The 16194-nt window shown below is 58.9% G+C and carries 14 protein-coding genes; 10 read left to right on the top strand and 4 right to left on the bottom strand.

What is annotated here, in order from left to right; genetic code table 11:
- Positions 1 to 130: 130 nt before the first annotated feature.
- From xdhA to ACR0M3_RS19140, 7 genes are all read left to right on the top strand, one after another.
- On the top strand, positions 131 to 1492 hold the full coding sequence (gene xdhA / locus ACR0M3_RS19170; RefSeq protein WP_480912250.1) for a xanthine dehydrogenase small subunit: 1362 nt from the start codon (positions 131 to 133) through the stop codon (positions 1490 to 1492).
- Complete coding sequence (gene xdhB, locus ACR0M3_RS19165; RefSeq protein ID WP_480912247.1) at positions 1489 to 3891, top strand: xanthine dehydrogenase molybdopterin binding subunit; 2403 nt, start codon at positions 1489 to 1491, stop codon at positions 3889 to 3891. Before xdhA ends, xdhB begins: the two co-directional genes overlap by 4 nt.
- Positions 3891 to 4826, top strand: a complete 936-nt coding sequence (gene xdhC, locus ACR0M3_RS19160; protein ID WP_480912244.1) for a xanthine dehydrogenase accessory protein XdhC — start codon at positions 3891 to 3893, stop codon at positions 4824 to 4826. The genes xdhB and xdhC overlap by 1 nt, the downstream gene beginning before the upstream one ends.
- Positions 4823 to 6340 carry an ABC transporter ATP-binding protein gene (locus tag ACR0M3_RS19155; protein WP_480488998.1) on the top strand — a complete coding sequence of 506 codons (1518 nt, stop codon included), beginning with the start codon at positions 4823 to 4825 and terminating at the stop codon, positions 6338 to 6340. The genes xdhC and ACR0M3_RS19155 overlap by 4 nt, the downstream gene beginning before the upstream one ends.
- 63 nt (positions 6341 to 6403) lie before the next feature.
- Positions 6404 to 7486, top strand: coding sequence for an ABC transporter permease (locus tag ACR0M3_RS19150; RefSeq protein ID WP_267363631.1), 1083 nt, complete (start codon positions 6404 to 6406; stop codon positions 7484 to 7486).
- Between the two features lie 2 nt (positions 7487 to 7488).
- Entirely contained in the window at positions 7489 to 8409 is a 921-nt protein-coding gene (locus tag ACR0M3_RS19145; RefSeq protein WP_209598075.1) for an ABC transporter permease, read from the top strand.
- A 32-nt stretch (positions 8410 to 8441) separates the two neighbouring features.
- Positions 8442 to 9515: a BMP family ABC transporter substrate-binding protein gene (locus ACR0M3_RS19140; protein ID WP_480912241.1), complete on the top strand. Its 1074-nt coding sequence runs from the start codon at positions 8442 to 8444 to the stop codon at positions 9513 to 9515.
- A 120-nt stretch (positions 9516 to 9635) separates the two neighbouring features.
- On the opposite strand, the gene ACR0M3_RS19135 is transcribed toward ACR0M3_RS19140, so the two are convergent.
- The 3 genes from ACR0M3_RS19135 to ACR0M3_RS19125 are packed head-to-tail and all read right to left on the bottom strand — an operon-like array spanning position 9636 to position 11694.
- Complete coding sequence (locus ACR0M3_RS19135; protein WP_480912239.1) at positions 9636 to 10433, bottom strand: metal ABC transporter permease; 798 nt, start codon at positions 10431 to 10433, stop codon at positions 9636 to 9638.
- On the bottom strand, positions 10433 to 11179 hold the full coding sequence (locus ACR0M3_RS19130; RefSeq protein ID WP_480901102.1) for a metal ABC transporter ATP-binding protein: 747 nt from the start codon (positions 11177 to 11179) through the stop codon (positions 10433 to 10435). Before ACR0M3_RS19130 ends, ACR0M3_RS19135 begins: the two co-directional genes overlap by 1 nt.
- A gap of 2 nt (positions 11180 to 11181) precedes the next feature.
- Positions 11182 to 11694, bottom strand: coding sequence for a Fur family transcriptional regulator (locus ACR0M3_RS19125; RefSeq protein ID WP_480901103.1), 513 nt, complete (start codon positions 11692 to 11694; stop codon positions 11182 to 11184).
- 57 nt (positions 11695 to 11751) lie between these two features.
- Between ACR0M3_RS19125 and ACR0M3_RS19120 the strand changes: the two genes are divergently transcribed.
- From ACR0M3_RS19120 to ACR0M3_RS19110, 3 genes are all read left to right on the top strand, one after another.
- Entirely contained in the window at positions 11752 to 12723 is a 972-nt protein-coding gene (locus tag ACR0M3_RS19120; RefSeq protein WP_480912235.1) for a zinc ABC transporter substrate-binding protein, read from the top strand.
- Positions 12724 to 12868: 145 nt separating this feature from the next.
- The gene (locus tag ACR0M3_RS19115) at positions 12869 to 14272 is read left to right on the top strand and encodes a sensor histidine kinase (protein WP_480912232.1); all 1404 of its coding nucleotides are present in this window, start codon (positions 12869 to 12871) and stop codon (positions 14270 to 14272) included.
- A complete protein-coding gene (locus ACR0M3_RS19110) occupies positions 14269 to 14916 on the top strand; it encodes a response regulator (RefSeq protein WP_480540016.1) in 648 nt (215 codons plus the stop codon). Before ACR0M3_RS19115 ends, ACR0M3_RS19110 begins: the two co-directional genes overlap by 4 nt.
- A 74-nt stretch (positions 14917 to 14990) precedes the next feature.
- Here ACR0M3_RS19110 and ACR0M3_RS19105 read toward each other — a convergent pair whose 3' ends face one another.
- Positions 14991 to 15743 carry a hypothetical protein gene (locus ACR0M3_RS19105; protein ID WP_480540014.1) on the bottom strand — a complete coding sequence of 251 codons (753 nt, stop codon included), beginning with the start codon at positions 15741 to 15743 and terminating at the stop codon, positions 14991 to 14993.
- Positions 15744 to 16194: the final 451 nt, after the last annotated feature.

Below are 16194 nucleotides of genomic sequence, written 5' to 3'. Positions count from 1 at the left end.
GTTTTTCTTGCCAGATCACGCATGCTGTTTCTAACATCCATTGGCAAGCTATCCGCCCGCCACTCTTTCTACGTCGCATCGAAGGAGGGCACCACCAGGGCGCAACCGGGTAAGGCGACGGGTTTCTCGAATGGACATCACGTTTCTTCTGAACGGAGAGACAGTGGAGCTGACGGACATCGATCCGACAGCCACTCTGCTGGATTGGCTGCGTGAAGATCGTGGCCTGACCGGCACCAAGGAAGGCTGCAACGAAGGCGATTGCGGTGCCTGCACTGTCATGGTGACGGATGCGGGTGGTGCAAAGGCCCTGAACTCGTGCATCCTTTTCTTGCCGCAACTGCATGGCAAGGCGGTTCGAACCGTCGAAGGCGCCAGCAGCCCCGATGGCGAGGTCCATCCGGTTCAGCAGGCCATGGTTGACCTGCACGGTTCGCAATGCGGCTTTTGCACGCCCGGTTTTGTCATGTCGATGGTGGCCGGTCACACCAATGGCGCGACGGATCACGATACACAGCTTGCCGGTAATCTGTGCCGTTGCACGGGTTACGCTCCCATTATTCGCGCAGCTGAAGCGGCTGAGAAGCAGCCCGTGCCTGTCTGGGTTAAGGACAAGCCTGTCGCAACGCCTGCCGCCTCACCCATGCTGCCGGGCTCGTCCGACGCGCTGGCTGCCGTATATGCCGAGAACCCGAATGCCACTTTGGTTGCGGGCGCAACAGACGTTGGGCTTTGGGTGACCAAGCAACTACGCGATCTTGATCCGGTGATCTTCCTGAACCGCTGTGACGATCTGAAAGAGATCACGATCACCGACGAAGAAATTCGTTTCGGTGCCATGGTCGATATGAACCGTATGGGCGAAGCCTTGGCGGACATTCACCCATCCTATGCAGAAATGATCCGGCGCTATGCCAGTGTTCAGGTCCGTCACGCGGCCACTGTGGGCGGCAACATCGCCAATGGCTCACCAATCGGAGACAACCCGCCCGCGCTGATCGCATTGGGTGCGACGCTGCACCTGCGCAAAGGTGATGAGCGCCGGTCAGTCCTGCTGGAAGACTTCTTCATCGATTACGGGAAACAGGACCGCGCACCGGGTGAGTTTGTCGAAGCCGTCAGCTTCCTGCGTCAGGCGGACCGGCTGAAATGCTACAAGCTGAGCAAACGGTTCGATCAGGATATCTCGGCGGTGTGCGGATGTTTCAACGTTACCATTTCGGACGGACAGGTGACAGATGCGCGCATCGCGTTTGGCGGTATGGCTGGCATTCCGAAACGGGCAACCCATGTCGAGGCCGCGCTGATCGGCAAACCGTGGGCGCGCGAGGCGATTGACGCCGCTCTGCCCGCTTTTGCCGACGATTATTCACCGCTTACGGATATGCGCGCCTCGGCCACGTACAGGCTTGAGACCGCCAAAGCGATGCTGGAACGGTACTTCCTTGAGGATCAGGGCCAAGTGACCAACGTGCTGGAGGTATCGGCATGAGCGTATCCAAACCCCTTCCCCATGACGCGGCACCGCTACACGTATCCGGTTCCGCCCGGTATGTGGACGACATCCCGACGCCAAAGGGCACATTGCATCTGGCCTTTGGCCTGAGCCCGATCGCAAAGGGCACGATTACCGCGATGGACCTGTCTGCCGTGAAAGCGGCACCCGGGGTCGTCAGGGTCATGACGGCACAGGACCTGCCCTTTGCCAACGATGTTTCGCCCTCGATCCATGACGAGCCTTTGCTGTCCGACGGGACGGTTCACTATATCGGCCAGCCTGTTTTCCTTGTGGTTGCCACCAGCCATCTGGCCGCCCGCAAGGCGGTTCGGCTGGGCAAGATCGACTATGCCGAGGAAACACCGATCCTGACGGTGGAAGAGGCTTTGGCCGCAGACAGCCGATTTGAAGACGGGCCCCGCATCTATGCCAAGGGCGATGCGGACGCCGCGATTGAAAGCGCCGCCCACGTCATCGACGGAACGTTCGAGATCGGCGGTCAGGAGCATTTCTATCTGGAAGGTCAGGCTGCGCTTGCCGTGCCGAATGAAGGCGGCGACATGCTTGTCCACAGCTCGACCCAGCACCCGACCGAGATACAGCACAAGGTGGCGGACGCTCTGGGCCTGCCCATGCATGCGATCCGCGTCGAAACCCGGCGCATGGGTGGCGGGTTCGGCGGCAAGGAAAGCCAGGGGAACGCGCTGGCCGTTGCCTGCGCAGTGGCGGCGCGGGCGACCGGCAAAGCCTGCAAGATGCGCTATGACCGCGATGATGACATGATCATCACCGGCAAACGCCACGCCTTCCGGATTTCCTATCGCGCGGGATTTGACGAACAGGGTCACATTCAGGGCGTGTCCTTTCTGCAATACGCGATTTGCGGCTGGGCACAGGACCTGTCCCTGCCCGTCGCCGACCGTGCGATGCTGCATTCTGACAATGCCTACCTGCTGCCCAATGCCCGGATTGAAAGCCACCGGCTGAAGACCAACACGCAGTCAGCCACCGCCTATCGCGGTTTTGGTGGCCCGCAGGGGATGGTTGCCATCGAACGGGTGATGGACCACGCCGCGCATGAACTTGGGCTGGACCCGGTGGAATTGCGCCGCCGCAACTATTACGAGCCCGCGCATAAGGTTGCCGAAGTCCAACCCCACGAGAAACCGCTGGGTCATCCCGACCCGCACGAAGACCTGACCAGCCGTGGCGCAGTGGAAACAGGGACCGCCCCGGTCCGCCCCCTGCCCGCTGGTGGCAACACGACGCCCTACGGCATGGAGGTCAGCGATTTCGAACTGCATGGCATGACCGAAGCGCTGATGAAGTCCAGCGACTATGCCGCGCGCAAAGCGGCCATCGAGAAATGGAATGCCGAAAACAGCGTGATCAAGAAGGGCATCGCCTTTTCTCCGGTCAAGTTCGGAATTTCCTTTACGCTGACCCATCTGAACCAGGCCGGTGCGCTGGTGCATGTGTATCAGGATGGTTCGGTGCACCTGAATCATGGTGGCACCGAGATGGGTCAGGGCCTGTTCCAGAAGGTCGCACAAGTGGCCGCGTCGCGTTTTGGCATCCCGCTTGAGATGGTCAAGATCACCGCCACGGATACAGCCAAAGTGCCGAATACGTCAGCCACGGCGGCGTCTTCGGGCAGCGATCTGAACGGCATGGCAGTGAAAGCGGCCTGCGATACGATCCGCGACCGGATGGCCGATTATCTGGCTGAACGGCATCAGGCCGACCCTTCTGCGGTCACTTTCACGGATGGCCACGTTTCGGTTGGTGAAGAACGGTACACGTTCGCCGAAGCTGCCGCACTGGCCTATCAGGGTCGCATAAGCCTGTCGGCCACCGGCTTTTATAAAACGCCCAAGATCGAATGGGACCGGATCGCGGGGCGCGGTCGCCCGTTTTACTATTTCGCCTATGGTGCTTCGGTCACCGAGGTGGCTGTGGACACATTGACGGGCGAGAACCGCATTCTGCGCACAGATATCCTGCATGACGCGGGCGCTTCGCTGAACCCGGCGCTGGATGTCGGACAGGTCGAAGGCGGTTACGTGCAAGGTGCGGGCTGGCTGACGACCGAGGAACTGGTCTGGGACGGGAACGGCAACCTGCGCACACATGCACCCTCGACCTACAAGATCCCGGCCTGTTCCGACCGGCCCGACATATTCAACGTCGCACTTTGGGATGGCGAGAACCGAGAGGACACCATCTATCGCTCGAAAGCCGTGGGGGAACCCCCGTTCATGCTGGGAATATCAGCCTGGCTGGCGCTTTCGAATGCGGTGGCGGCCTGCGGGGATACTTATCCGGCACTCAATGCGCCCGCCACCGCCGAAGAAGTCTGGCGCGGCGTCCAGAGGATGAAGGGAGGCATCTGATGGGATTTGACCTTGAGGCTTTGAGGGAGGCGGTCAAAACCCACGGCAAAGTGGTCCGGGTGGTCATCGCCGGGATCAAAGGGTCGTCTCCACGCGAAGTTGGTGCCGCCATGCTGGTCTGGGACGGCGGGCAAAGCGGCACAATCGGCGGCGGAACACTGGAATACCAGGCGGCACATGCCGCGCGGTTGCAAACCACGCCAACCCGCCTGACGCATCATGCGCTTGGACCCGAGTTGGGGCAATGCTGCGGCGGTGCCGTGTCGCTGCTGAGCGAAGTCTACGACGCAAAAACCGTCAATGATCTGGACGATGCCGTCATCGCGCGCCCGACCAAGGATGGCGCGATGCCCCTGTCGGTCAAGCGAATGCTGGCGACGGCGCGCGGACAGGGGATTGCGCCTGAACCGCAGCTGATTGACGGCTGGATGGTTGAACCCGTTCACAAGCCCACGCGCAATCTGTGGATCTGGGGCGCGGGCCATGTCGGCCGGGCGCTGGTGGATGTGCTGTCCCCGCTTCCTGATCTTGCGATCACCTGGGTGGACACCAGCCGTCAGCGCTTTCCGGCCGCTGTGCCAGCGGGCGTGACAATTGTTCCGGCGGCAAAACCGGCCGAGCTGGTCCGCCATGCCCCATGTGACGCTGAACATCTTGTGCTGACATACTCGCATAGTCTTGACTTTGAACTGTGCAACAGACTGCTTTTGCACGATTTTGGCTTTGCGGGGCTGATCGGCTCGGCTACGAAATGGGCGCGATTCCGGTCGCGGTTGGCCGCTCTTGGGCATCCGCCTGAACGGATAAGCCGGATCACCTGCCCGATCGGTGACCCGTCGATGGGGAAGCATCCACATATGATCGCCGTGGGCGTCGCTGCACAATTGCTGCGCCCGGCCCTGCAAAACGAGTTGAAGAAGGACCTGAGCGCGTGACCATTCCACTTTTGAGCTTGCAAGGGCTGACCAAAGCCTACCCCGGTGTTGTGGCCAATGATCAGGTGTCTTTTGACATCGGTGAAGGCGAAGTGCACGCGCTGCTGGGTGAAAACGGCGCGGGGAAATCCACGCTGGTAAAAATGATCTATGGGCTTGTGAAGCCGGACAGCGGCACCATGAAACTGCGCGGCAATCCGTTTGCGCCGCCCGAACCCCGCGCGGCCCGTGCGGATGGGATCGCGATGGTGTTCCAGCATTTTTCGCTGTTTGACGCGCTGAACGTGGCCGAGAATATCGCGCTGGGGATGGAGAACCCGCCCCCGATGGGGGATCTGGCATCGCGCATTCGCGAAGTTTCGGAAACTTATGGCCTTCCGCTGGACCCGTTTCGCACGGTTGGCGACCTGTCCGCAGGCGAACGCCAGCGGGTCGAGATCATCCGCTGCCTGTTGCAGGACCCCAAGCTGCTGATCATGGACGAACCGACCTCGGTTCTGACCCCGCAAGAGGTCGATATTCTGTTTGAGACGCTGAACAAGCTACGCTCCGAGGGAACCTCGATCCTGTATATCTCGCATAAACTGGAGGAAATCCGAACGCTATGCGACCATGCTACGATCCTGCGTCTGGGCAAGAACGTGGGCGAATGTGTCCCCGCTGAAACCTCGGCGCGTGACATGGCCGAGATGATGGTCGGGTCAACCTTGCAGACGCCCGAACGCTCGGGCCGGGAACTGGGCGAGGTCGCGCTGGATGTCAGCGGGCTGTCAGTCCCCTCGCCTTCGGAATTCGGCACCGCATTGCGCAATGTGCACATGACGGTCCGCAAGGGCGAGGTTCTGGGCATCGGCGGCGTTGCCGGAAACGGGCAGGATGAGTTGCTGGGCGTGTTGTCCGGGGAAATCCTGACATCGGCGGATGCAATCAAGTTCAACGGTCAGGCGATCGGCAAGCTCGGCCCGACAGCGCGCCGTAAGCTGGGCGTTCTGACCGCGCCCGAGGAACGGTTAGGCCACGCAGCGGCACCCGACATGAGCCTGACCGAAAACGCTTTGCTGACCGGATCTGTGCGGGAAGGGCTTGAGAAAAATGGCTTCTTGAAATGGTCCGAAACCCGGAGTTTTGCCGAAAAGATCATCGAAGCCTTCGACGTTCGCACGCCCGGGCCCGAAAACGCAGCGCGGTCCTTGTCCGGCGGTAACCTGCAGAAATTCGTGATTGGACGCGAAGTGCTGCAAAACCCTGATGTGTTGGTGGTAAACCAGCCAACCTGGGGGGTGGATGCCGCGGCGGCCGCGTCGATCCGGCAAGCCATACTCGATCTTGCGGCGAAAGGCACAGCGGTGATCTGCATCTCGCAGGATCTGGATGAGCTGATGGAGATCTCGGACAGTTTTGCGGCCTTGAACGAAGGTCGGCTGAGCGCACCGCGCCCGACCACCGGCCTGACGGTGGATGAGATTGGCCTGATGATGGGCGGCGCCCATGGCATGGAGGTGGCACATGTGTGATCTGCTGGGCCGCCTTCGGCTAGAGTATTTGCGAAAAGATGAAACATCTGGGGGGATGAGCAGATGATTGTGTTGGAGAAACGGCCACAGCCGTCCAGGGCCTGGTCTTACGCGACCCCCCTTGTGGCGGTGCTGGCAACAATGGTGTTTGGCGGGTTGCTGTTTGCCATTTTGGGGAAAAATCCGGTCGAAGCCATCGGTACCATCTTCTGGGAGCCGCTGTTTGGAGAGTTCGCATTCTATTACCGCCCTCAATTGCTGGTCAAAGGCGCGCCCCTAGTGCTGATCGCAATCGGATTGTCGCTGGGTTTTCGGGCCGGTATCTGGAATATCGGGGCCGAAGGACAATACATCATGGGCGCCATATTCGGCGCGGGCGCAGGTCTGGCCTTCTATCCGCTCGACGCCTGGTACATCTTCCCGATCATGGTGGTCGCAGGCGCATTTGGCGGGTGGCTGTGGGCAACGATCCCGGCTTTGCTGAAGGTGCGTTTCGGCACCAACGAAATCCTTGTGTCGCTAATGCTGGTCTACGTGGCCGAGCAGATGCTGGCCTCGGTCTCGCTGGGTCTTCTCAAAAACCCCGAAGGGTTCGGCTTTCCCGGATCGCGCAACCTGCAATCCTATGAAAGCGCGCATAATGCCGAGCTGATTGCCGGTTCCGGGATGCATTGGGGTGTTGTCGCGGCCTTCATCGCGGTGATCTTTGCCTATGTATTGCTGAACCGTCACATGCTGGGCTTCCATATCCGTCTGACGGGTGAGGCCCCCCGCGCGGCAAAGTTTGCAGGTGTGAATCCGGCGCGCCTGATCCTGTTCTGCCTTGGGATTTCGGGCGCTTTGGCCGGGCTGGCCGGTATGTTCGAGGTGTCCGGCCCGTCCGGTCAGATCAGCATCGATTTCAACGTGGGCTATGGCTTTACCGCGATCATCGTCGCGTTTCTGGGCCGCCTGCATCCGGTGGGTATCCTGTTGGCCGGGGGCCTGATGGCGCTGACCTATATTGGCGGCGAAATTGCACAATCGCAGCTGGGTCTGCCTGCCGCTGCCATTCAGGTGTTTCAGGGAATGCTGCTGTTTTTCCTGCTGGCCTTCGATCTTCTGACAAACTTCCGCATCCGTGCGGCGCGTAGCGAGGTGGCGTGATCATGGACCTTGGTCAAATCAATCCCGTTCTTCTGGTTGCCTCGCTTATGGTGGCCGCAACCCCCCTTCTGCTGGCCGCGATCGGAGAGCTTGTCGTGGAAAAGGCAGGCGTTCTGAACCTTGGTGTCGAGGGCATGATGATCGTTGGCGCGATCAGCGGTTTTGCGATCTCGGTCGAAACCGGCTCGCCCTGGCTGGGCTTTGTTGCTGCCGCCATTGGCGGGGCCGTGCTGTCGCTGCTGTTCGTCCTGCTGACACAGTTTGCATTGGCCAACCAGGTTGCAAGCGGCCTTGCGCTGACCCTGTTTGGACTGGGGTTCAGCGCCTTGATGGGGCAAAGCTATGTGGGCGTCAAACCCCCCAGCATGGGCGATATCCACATCCCTTTGATTAGCGATATTCCGGTCATCGGCCCGATCCTGTTTCGGCACGACCCCATCCTGTATCTGGGCATTGCGCTGACCGCTGTGGTCTGGGCCGTCCTGAAATACACCCGCGTCGGGTTGATCCTGCGGGCGGTTGGTGAAAACCACGATGCCGCCCATGCGCTTGGCTACAAGGTTATCAAAATCCGTATCATGGCGATCCTGTTCGGCGGGGCCTGCGCGGGCCTGGGTGGGGCTTACATCAGCCTGATCCGTGTACCGCAATGGACCGAGGGCATGACCGCAGGTGTCGGCTGGATCGCGCTGGCGCTGGTGGTGTTTGCCAGCTGGAAACCATGGCGGGTCCTGCTGGGTGCATATTTGTTCGGCGGCATTACCGTCTTGCAGCTTAATTTGCAGGCAGCGGGCGTTGCCATTCCCGTCGAGTATCTGGCAATGTCACCCTATCTCATCACGATCCTTGTGCTTGTGATCCTTTCGGCCGACAAGAGCAGCGCACCTGCCTCACTGGGCCGGACCTTCCATGCCTCACACTAGGGGCCAACTGAACCAACTTGGGGAGTAACTACATGAAATTCAAATCACTTCTGACAACTGCCGCGATAGCGCTTGGTCTTGCGACCGGCGCAGTGGCGCAAGACAAGACCAAGGTCGGTTTTGTCTATGTCGGCCCTGTCGGCGACGGTGGCTGGACCTATGAACACAACAAGGGCCGTCTGGCGATCGAAGAAGAGTTCGGCGACAAGGTCGAGACTGTATTCGTTGAATCGGTGCCGGAAGGCCCGGACGCCGAACGCGTGATGACACAGATGGCACTGGAAGGCGCGGATCTGATCTTTACCACCTCGTTCGGCTATATGGATCCTACCATCAACGTGGCCAAGAAATTCCCGAACGTGAAGTTCGAGCACGCGACAGGCTACAAGACTGCCGACAACGTCTCGGTCTATTCGGCGCGTTTTTATGAAGGCCGCGCGGTTCAGGGGCATATCGCGGGTAAAATGACCAAATCGAACATCATCGGCTATATCGGGTCCTACCCGATCCCCGAGGTGATCCGCGGTATCAACTCGGCCTATATCCACGCCAAGAAAGCGAACCCGGATGTCCAGTTCAAGATCGTCTGGGCCTATACCTGGTTCGACCCGGCAAAAGAAGCTGACGCCGCATCTGTTCTGATCGAACAGGGCGCCGACGTAATCCTGCAGCACACTGACTCGACCGCACCGCAGGCCGCCGCACAAGAGGCGGGCAACGTGATCACCTTCGGTCAGGCTTCGGATATGAGCGAATACGCCCCCAAACCGCGTGTTTCCTCGATCATCGACAACTGGGGACCCTATTACATTGCGCGCACGCGAGCCGTGATGGACGGCACCTGGGCCTCGTCCAACACCTGGGACGGAATCGGGCCGGGCATGGTAGAAATCGGTGAGATTTCGGACGCGGTTCCGGCGGACATCAAGGAAGAGGCACTGGCCCTGAAAGCGGCGCTGGCCGATGGCAGCTATCATGCCTTTACCGGACCGCTGAAGAAGCAGGACGGCAGCGACTGGCTGGCCGAGGGCGAAGTGGCCGACGACGGTACGCTGGCTGGCATGAACTTCTATGTTGAAGGGCTGGAAGGCGATATCCCGCAGTAAACGACGCGGGTAGAAATGCATCAAGGCCCGCAGGTTTGCGGGCCTTTTTTCGTGGCGTTTTCGCTTTGGTCACATTACCGGATGACCGGGATGCTACGGCCGCGAAGACCTACGGAACCTTTAAGCCCTATCCTGTGTTCGCCATCCAATCAGGCTAAGGCACGCAAACACGATCGCGGCAACGCAGACGATCGAAGGCCCTGCCGGAGTGTCGAATACATACGCAGCCCTTAACCCCGTGATGGCTGAAAGCGCGCCTATTCCCGCCGCGATCAAGGCCATCGTTTCTGGTGACCGCGCAAGGTTACGCGCCGCTGCTGCCGGAATGATCAGCATTGCGGCGATCAGCAAAACACCCACAACCTTGATCGCCACCGCCACGGTCACGGCAAGAGACAGGGTCAGGATCAGTTGCTCTCGTCTTGGATCGAATCCGCTGGCGTAAGCCAGTTCTTCGTTCAATGTCGCGGTCAGAAGTTGCGCCCAACGCCAGACAATCAGCGCCACGACAAGCACCGCACCGCCCCAGATCACGACCAGATCCGAACGGGAGACCGCCAGAATATCCCCAAACAGATATGCCATCAGGTCAATCCGGACACCGGACAGGAATGAAACTGCAACCAGCCCGAAGGCCAACGCAGAATGTGCCAGAACGCCCAGCAGCGTGTCCATCGCATATCCGCGACCGGCCAAAAGCGAAACGGTCAGCGCCATGACCAAAGCGACAGCCAACGCGCCCGTGAAGATCGACATCTGAAACGTCAGGGACAGGGCCACGCCCAAAATTGCGGCATGTGCGGTTGCATCGCCGAAATACGCCATGCGACGCCATACGACAAAACACCCAAGGGGGGCCGCAGCAAACGCCACGCCAATACCTGCGAGCGTTGCCCGCATCATGAAATCATCCAGCATTATTCCGCCGCTTCCTGTGGGTTCGCATCATGGTCATGATCATGATTGTGATCATGTTCATGACGATAAAGGGCAAGCGCACCGCCTGTTCCGGTTCCGAACAAGGCCCGATACTCGGGTGCCGAGGCGACAACGGCCGGTGATCCTTCGCAACAGACATGCCCATTGAGGCATATCACCCGGTCCGACGCGCTCATGACCACGTGCAGTTCGTGGCTGATCATCAGAACGGCGCATCCGGTCTCGCGCCGGACAGCCTCGATTTGCTGGTAAAAGCTGGCCGACCCCCGTTGGTCCAAACCCTGTGTCGCTTCGTCCAGCAACAATATGTCCGGGCGGTTGATCAAAGCTCTGGCCAGCAGCACCCGCTGGAACTGTCCGCCGGACAGCTGCGACATCTGGCGTTTCAACAGATCCGGCACACCCGCCGATTCAAGCGCCTCGACACATTGCCTGCGCGACACAGGATCGGTCAGACGCATGAACCGTTCAACGGAAATCGGTAATGTCGGATCGACATGCAGCTTCTGCGGCACATAGCCGATTTTCAATCCGGGCTTCAGTGACACTTGACCGGCACAAGGCCGTGTCGCACCGATAATGGCGCGCAGCAGGCTGGTCTTGCCTGATCCGTTCGGGCCAACGATGGTCACGATTTCACCCGGTTCAATGACCATATCCACATGATGCAGCACGGTATGCGCGCCATAGCGGACGCTGAGTTTCTCGACAGTGATCAGGGCCATCTTTATGCCTTTTCGGTGCAGTCGGGGCAGAGACCTTCAGCCTCTACAACCGTTCGCTCGATCTCGAAACCCGCCGCGCGCGCGGCAGCGCCAAGAACACCTTTGGACGGGGCAGACTGCGCCTCGGCTACGGCGTCGCATTTTCGGCAGATCATGAAAGCAGGTGAATGCGCCGCGCCGGGATGAGAGCAGGCGACAAACGCGTTCAGCCGCTCGATCTTGTGGACAAAGCCGTTTTGTACAAGAAACTCCAGCGCCCGATAAGCGACCGGAGGCTGGGACCCGAACCCTTCGTCGCGCAACCGGTCAAGGATTGTATAGGCACCAAGGGCGCGATGTTCTTGCAATAACATCTCAAGAACCTTGCGGCGAACCGGCGTCAGCCGCAGCCCTTCTTCTTTGCACCGGGCTTCGGCGGATGCCAGGGCCGTTGCGACACAACTCTGGTGGTCATGTTCCTGAAACCCGACCGGGGCGGTGTCTTTGCCAGGTTCTGGGTGCACATCACTTGTCATGTTATTTCATATCATGTATTGCCACTTGAAATGTTATAAAATCACACAGAGGGCCCGATGTCCAGAACGCTTCTTCTTCCATTGTCGATCACAGTTGCACTGCTGTGTGGACCGGCCCGCGCAGATGCGCCAAACGTTGCCGCGGACATTGCCCCGGTTCATTCGCTGGTGGCCCGTGTCATGGAGGGTGTCGGCACACCTGCCCTGATCGTCGCACCGGGTGCCTCGCCGCATGAATACAATCTGCGCCCGTCCGAGGCGGCCGCGTTGCAAAACGCCGATCTGGTGTTCTGGGTAGGAGAAGACCTGACGCCGTGGCTGGACAGCGCGATAGAAACTCTTGCCCAAGGCGCGACCGCCACTGCCCTATTGGACGCAAAGGGTACGGGGCTTCTTGAGTTCCGGGAAGACGCATTGTTTGAGGCGCATGATCACGCGGACGATACGGGTCACGAAGACCATGACGATCACGAAGGTCATGACGATCATGACGATCATGACGATCATGACGATCATGACCCACATGCCTGGCTGTCGCCAACGAATGCCAAAGCCTGGCTGACCCTGATCGCGGATCAACTGTCGTCAACGGATCCCGACAACGCCGCTGCGTATTTGGCAAATGCCAAAGCGGCGCGCGAAGAAATGACCGCGCTTTCCGCAGAAGTGGCAGAGTTGCTTGAACCGGTTCGCGGCGGCAACTTCATCGTGTTTCATGATGCCTACCAGTATTTTGAGGTCGCGTTCGATTTCCCCGCATCGGGCGCGATTTCCCTGAGCGACGCGTCCGACCCAAGCCCCGCGCGTATTGCCGCTATTCAAGGTCGCATTCACGCCGAAGGCATCAACTGCGTATTGTCTGAACCACAGTTCAATCCGGGCATCGTCGAGACCGTGTTGGATGGAACATCGGCGCAATCCGGTGTGATCGATCCACTGGGCTCGGCACTGGAACCCGGGCCGTCTCTGTACCCGCAAGTCATTCGTAACATGGCGCAAACCCTGGCGGAGTGTTTGAAAACCCGTTGAACCGGGACCGGGACGCGGGAACCTGCCGGGGCGCACCCAAAAGGGCCAAGTCCCGGCCCGCACATCAGGTTTGGAAAATTGGAGAAGCGCATCAGACCATGGTCTGTAGCGCGTCAAGCAATTGTCGTTCATAGTCGATTGCGAAATGAGACCCAAAATTACAGACCTGACAATTGGCAACTGGTCTTTGTCGCGCGTTTTTCTCGCGGCAAGTGTTGCGGTCATGGGGACTGCAACGGTGTTTGTTGGTCACTGGGTATCGAACCGGATCGAAAACGCGGTTGTACAAAATTCCGCCAACTCTGCGGCATTGTACATGGAAAGCATTTTGTCCCCACTCAGCCAGGAGCTGGCGCATGGAGATCGACTTTCCGAACAAGCCAGCCGGGCGCTGGACGAGATTTTCATGACCCAGCCGATGCGCGAACGCATTGCCTCGTACAAGTTCTGGAAACAGGATGGCGAGATTGCATATGCATCGGATTCCGCCATCATCGGTCGCCGCTTCGAGCCGACAGATGACCTGAAACGCGCATGGGCTGGAGAAATCTCGGGCTCATTTGAAGAGCTGGACGACGAAGAAAGCGCGGCAGAGGCTGCGCTTGGCATTCCATTGCTGGAAGTCTACAGCCCCATTCGCGAAATCTGGTCGGGGAAAATCATCGCGGTCGCCGAGTTTTATGAAAAGGCCGATCAGCTGGAACTGGACATGGCCAGAGCCCGAAGAACAAGCTGGTTGATCGTTGGCTCGGCCTTTGCGGCAAGCACGGTTGTTCTGTTTTCCATTGTCGCAATCGGCGACAACACTATTCGAAGGCAAGGACGCCTTCTGAACGATCGTCTTGCCGAAAGTGAAAAGATGGCCGCGCAGAATGCCATGCTGCGGTCGCGCGTCATTGATGCATCAGAAAGATATGCTGCGCAAACGGACAGGTTCCTCAGGAAACTCGGCGCGGAACTGCATGACGGCCCTGCCCAATACCTGTCCCTCGCCGCCCTTCGACTGGAGGCTGCATTCGGCGACAAGCCGGAGATGCCCACCGAGGCCGAAGAAATTCAGCAATCTTTGCAGAAGTCTTTGGCAGAAATTCGCGCCTTGTCACGGGGGTTGTTCGCGCCAGACATCGAAAATCTGGCGCTCGTTGATGTGGTAAAAAGAGCTGTCGAGGACCATTCTGAACACAGCCCTTTTCGCCCCGGTATTTCCTTTCAGGGCAATCCGTCGCCCGACTTGTCGATCTCGGGCAAGTTGTGCGTTTTCCGGTTCCTGCAGGAAACGCTTTCCAATGCCGCAAGATATGCGCCCGCGTCCCAGTGCACTGTCACCTGCAACGTACAAGGTGATCGCATCACCGTTCAGGTCAGCGACGACGGCCCCGGGTTCGCCCCCTCCGGCGAGACGGTTCTGCGTGAGGACGGGGGCCAGGGCCTTGTCGGCTTGCGTGACCGGGTCGAAAGCATCGGTGGCCGGTTCGAGGTGACATCAACCCCGGGCGAGGGCACCACCGTTGCTATGACATTGTTTCCCAGAAAGATGAGTGCATCATGACAACATCCGTCGTTATCGCAGATGATCACCCGATTTTCAGGGACGGTTTGCACCGCACTTTAGAGGAAGCCGACGGCTTCAAGGTTCTCGCCGCCGGATCAAATGCGGATGAGGCCGTTTCCCTTGTCCGAACCCATCAGCCTGACATCGCCATCCTCGACCTGTCGATGCCCGGTGGCGGCATTAGCGCGACCCGTCGAATTGCTGAAATGGCAAACCCGCCTTTCATTGCGATATTGACGGTCTCTGAAAACAGCAGTGACGTTGCAGACGCTTTGGAGGCGGGTGCCATTGGCTATATCGTCAAGGGCGTGACAGCACGCGAATTGACAGCTTCGCTGCGCAGTATCGCCTCGGGCGAAGGGTTCGTCTCGCCGGGTCTTGCTTCGCGTATGCTGCTTCAGATCAATCGCGGAAACGGGTCGCAGCAAGAAGCTGACGCCATAGATGATCTTACCCATCGCGAAGAGGAGATTCTTCGGCGCGTCGCCAAAGGGCTGAGCAATCGGGAAATAGCCGATGAGTTGGGAATACAGGAGAAAACCGTCAAGCATTACATGACGGCGATCCTGTCCAAGCTCCATGCGCGAAACCGGGTGGAGGCCGCTCTTATCGCGCATGAGGCCTGGAACAAGAAAGACTAGGGGTCAGGCGCTCAAAGACCGGGGCGGTCTCTCAAGAAAAGAAACCGCCCCGCACAATCGCCAAAGTTCGTCACTCAGTTGGCAATCGCCTGAAGTCTGCTGCGATCCGCCGCCGTTGCGGTTCTTTCTACAACGGTCCGGTTGAACGGGTCTTTCAACTCGTAACGCCCGCCCTCGATCTCTTCTTTCCAGCCGTTTGCGTAACTGACTTCGATATTGTTGCCCTGAATTTCGATTTTTGCCGGGTTACTTCCAGCACCACCGCTCTGCCCTGGCGAGCGCACACTATCGATTGAGATACCGTTTGCCAGTGACCGAAGGCGCGAAACGTCGGCACCGGTGGCCGGTCGTTCCTCGACGGTTCGGTTCTGCGCGTTCTTTCTTTCGTACCGGCCGTTTTCAATCTCTTCCTTGGTGCCGTCAGCATAGCGTACTTCTATGCCGCTCGCGCTTGTCTCGACCTTTGTTATTCCAGCCGACCCCGATGACTGCCCCCCAGACTGAGACCGGTCCTTCTTATCGCCCCGGCCCGAGCGTGACGAACCATCGTCATCATCATCATCGTCGTCGTCATCATCATCGTGACCACCTTTACCCGATCCGGAATTGTCGTCACGATCACCGCCGCTGCCCGACCCGGAATTGCTGTCATGGTCATCATCCCCGCCGTTGCCGTCACTCCCTTTCCCGCTCTTTGCAAATGCGTAAGCAGGTTCCAACCGCAGAAGACCGTCTGCGTCAAAAACCGGCACATAGGGTGTCATCACAATCAGCGACGCCAGCGCAACCGTGCTGAGAAGCTGACCAGTTCTTTTCCGGGTATTCATTTTCGTCTCCAATCCTGTTCGAGGCGTTATCCTGTATTGGAGGCAGAATATCCCGGGCCCGGCTTCGCTACATCGGGCTTAGGTCTGATGATTTTCCGGCCGATTGTCCGGGTCCGAGGATTGAGAGTTTCAAATATCCATCGCTCAAATGGATCTGGTGATCCAATTTAGGCCTTGGGCAATGAGGTGTTGCCGCGTTGCTTTCCATGTTTTGCGGAACTCGGCTTCAGCGGTTGGCGGGTCTTGATTTGACAGCTGTCGTTTTCTTTCTGCTTAGCGCCATCGGCGAACTGAATAGAAATATACTATTTTAGAAGAAATCTGACGATCGCAATTGACCACGACAATTACCACAATGCGAACAAACAGACGGTTTCATCTTGTTCGCCCCACCCGTCCGATACCTAGGTGTTTAGGGTCAGGATTCATAACCAATAGATGACGGTTGCTA

The sequence above is a fragment of the Ruegeria sp. O5 genome, assembly GCF_056535105.1.
Note: the sequence above shows the minus strand (reverse complement) of the source record. Positions and strands in the feature narration are given on the sequence as shown.

Excerpts from the sequence above, each read along its gene's own strand:
- xdhA (WP_480912250.1), top strand. The coding sequence starts at position 131 with ATGGACATCACGTTTCTTCTGAACGGAGAGACAGTGGAGCTGACGGAC.
- xdhB (WP_480912247.1), top strand. The coding sequence starts at position 1,489 with ATGAGCGTATCCAAACCCCTTCCCCATGACGCGGCACCGCTACACGTA.
- xdhC (WP_480912244.1), top strand. The coding sequence starts at position 3,891 with ATGGGATTTGACCTTGAGGCTTTGAGGGAGGCGGTCAAAACCCACGGC.
- ACR0M3_RS19150 (WP_267363631.1), top strand. The coding sequence starts at position 6,404 with ATGATTGTGTTGGAGAAACGGCCACAGCCGTCCAGGGCCTGGTCTTAC.
- ACR0M3_RS19145 (WP_209598075.1), top strand. The coding sequence starts at position 7,489 with ATGGACCTTGGTCAAATCAATCCCGTTCTTCTGGTTGCCTCGCTTATG.
- ACR0M3_RS19140 (WP_480912241.1), top strand. The coding sequence starts at position 8,442 with ATGAAATTCAAATCACTTCTGACAACTGCCGCGATAGCGCTTGGTCTT.
- ACR0M3_RS19135 (WP_480912239.1), bottom strand. The coding sequence starts at position 10,433 with ATGCTGGATGATTTCATGATGCGGGCAACGCTCGCAGGTATTGGCGTG.
- ACR0M3_RS19130 (WP_480901102.1), bottom strand. The coding sequence starts at position 11,179 with ATGGCCCTGATCACTGTCGAGAAACTCAGCGTCCGCTATGGCGCGCAT.
- ACR0M3_RS19125 (WP_480901103.1), bottom strand. The coding sequence starts at position 11,694 with ATGACAAGTGATGTGCACCCAGAACCTGGCAAAGACACCGCCCCGGTC.
- ACR0M3_RS19120 (WP_480912235.1), top strand. The coding sequence starts at position 11,752 with ATGTCCAGAACGCTTCTTCTTCCATTGTCGATCACAGTTGCACTGCTG.
- ACR0M3_RS19115 (WP_480912232.1), top strand. The coding sequence starts at position 12,869 with ATGAGACCCAAAATTACAGACCTGACAATTGGCAACTGGTCTTTGTCG.
- ACR0M3_RS19110 (WP_480540016.1), top strand. The coding sequence starts at position 14,269 with ATGACAACATCCGTCGTTATCGCAGATGATCACCCGATTTTCAGGGAC.
- ACR0M3_RS19105 (WP_480540014.1), bottom strand. The coding sequence starts at position 15,743 with ATGAATACCCGGAAAAGAACTGGTCAGCTTCTCAGCACGGTTGCGCTG.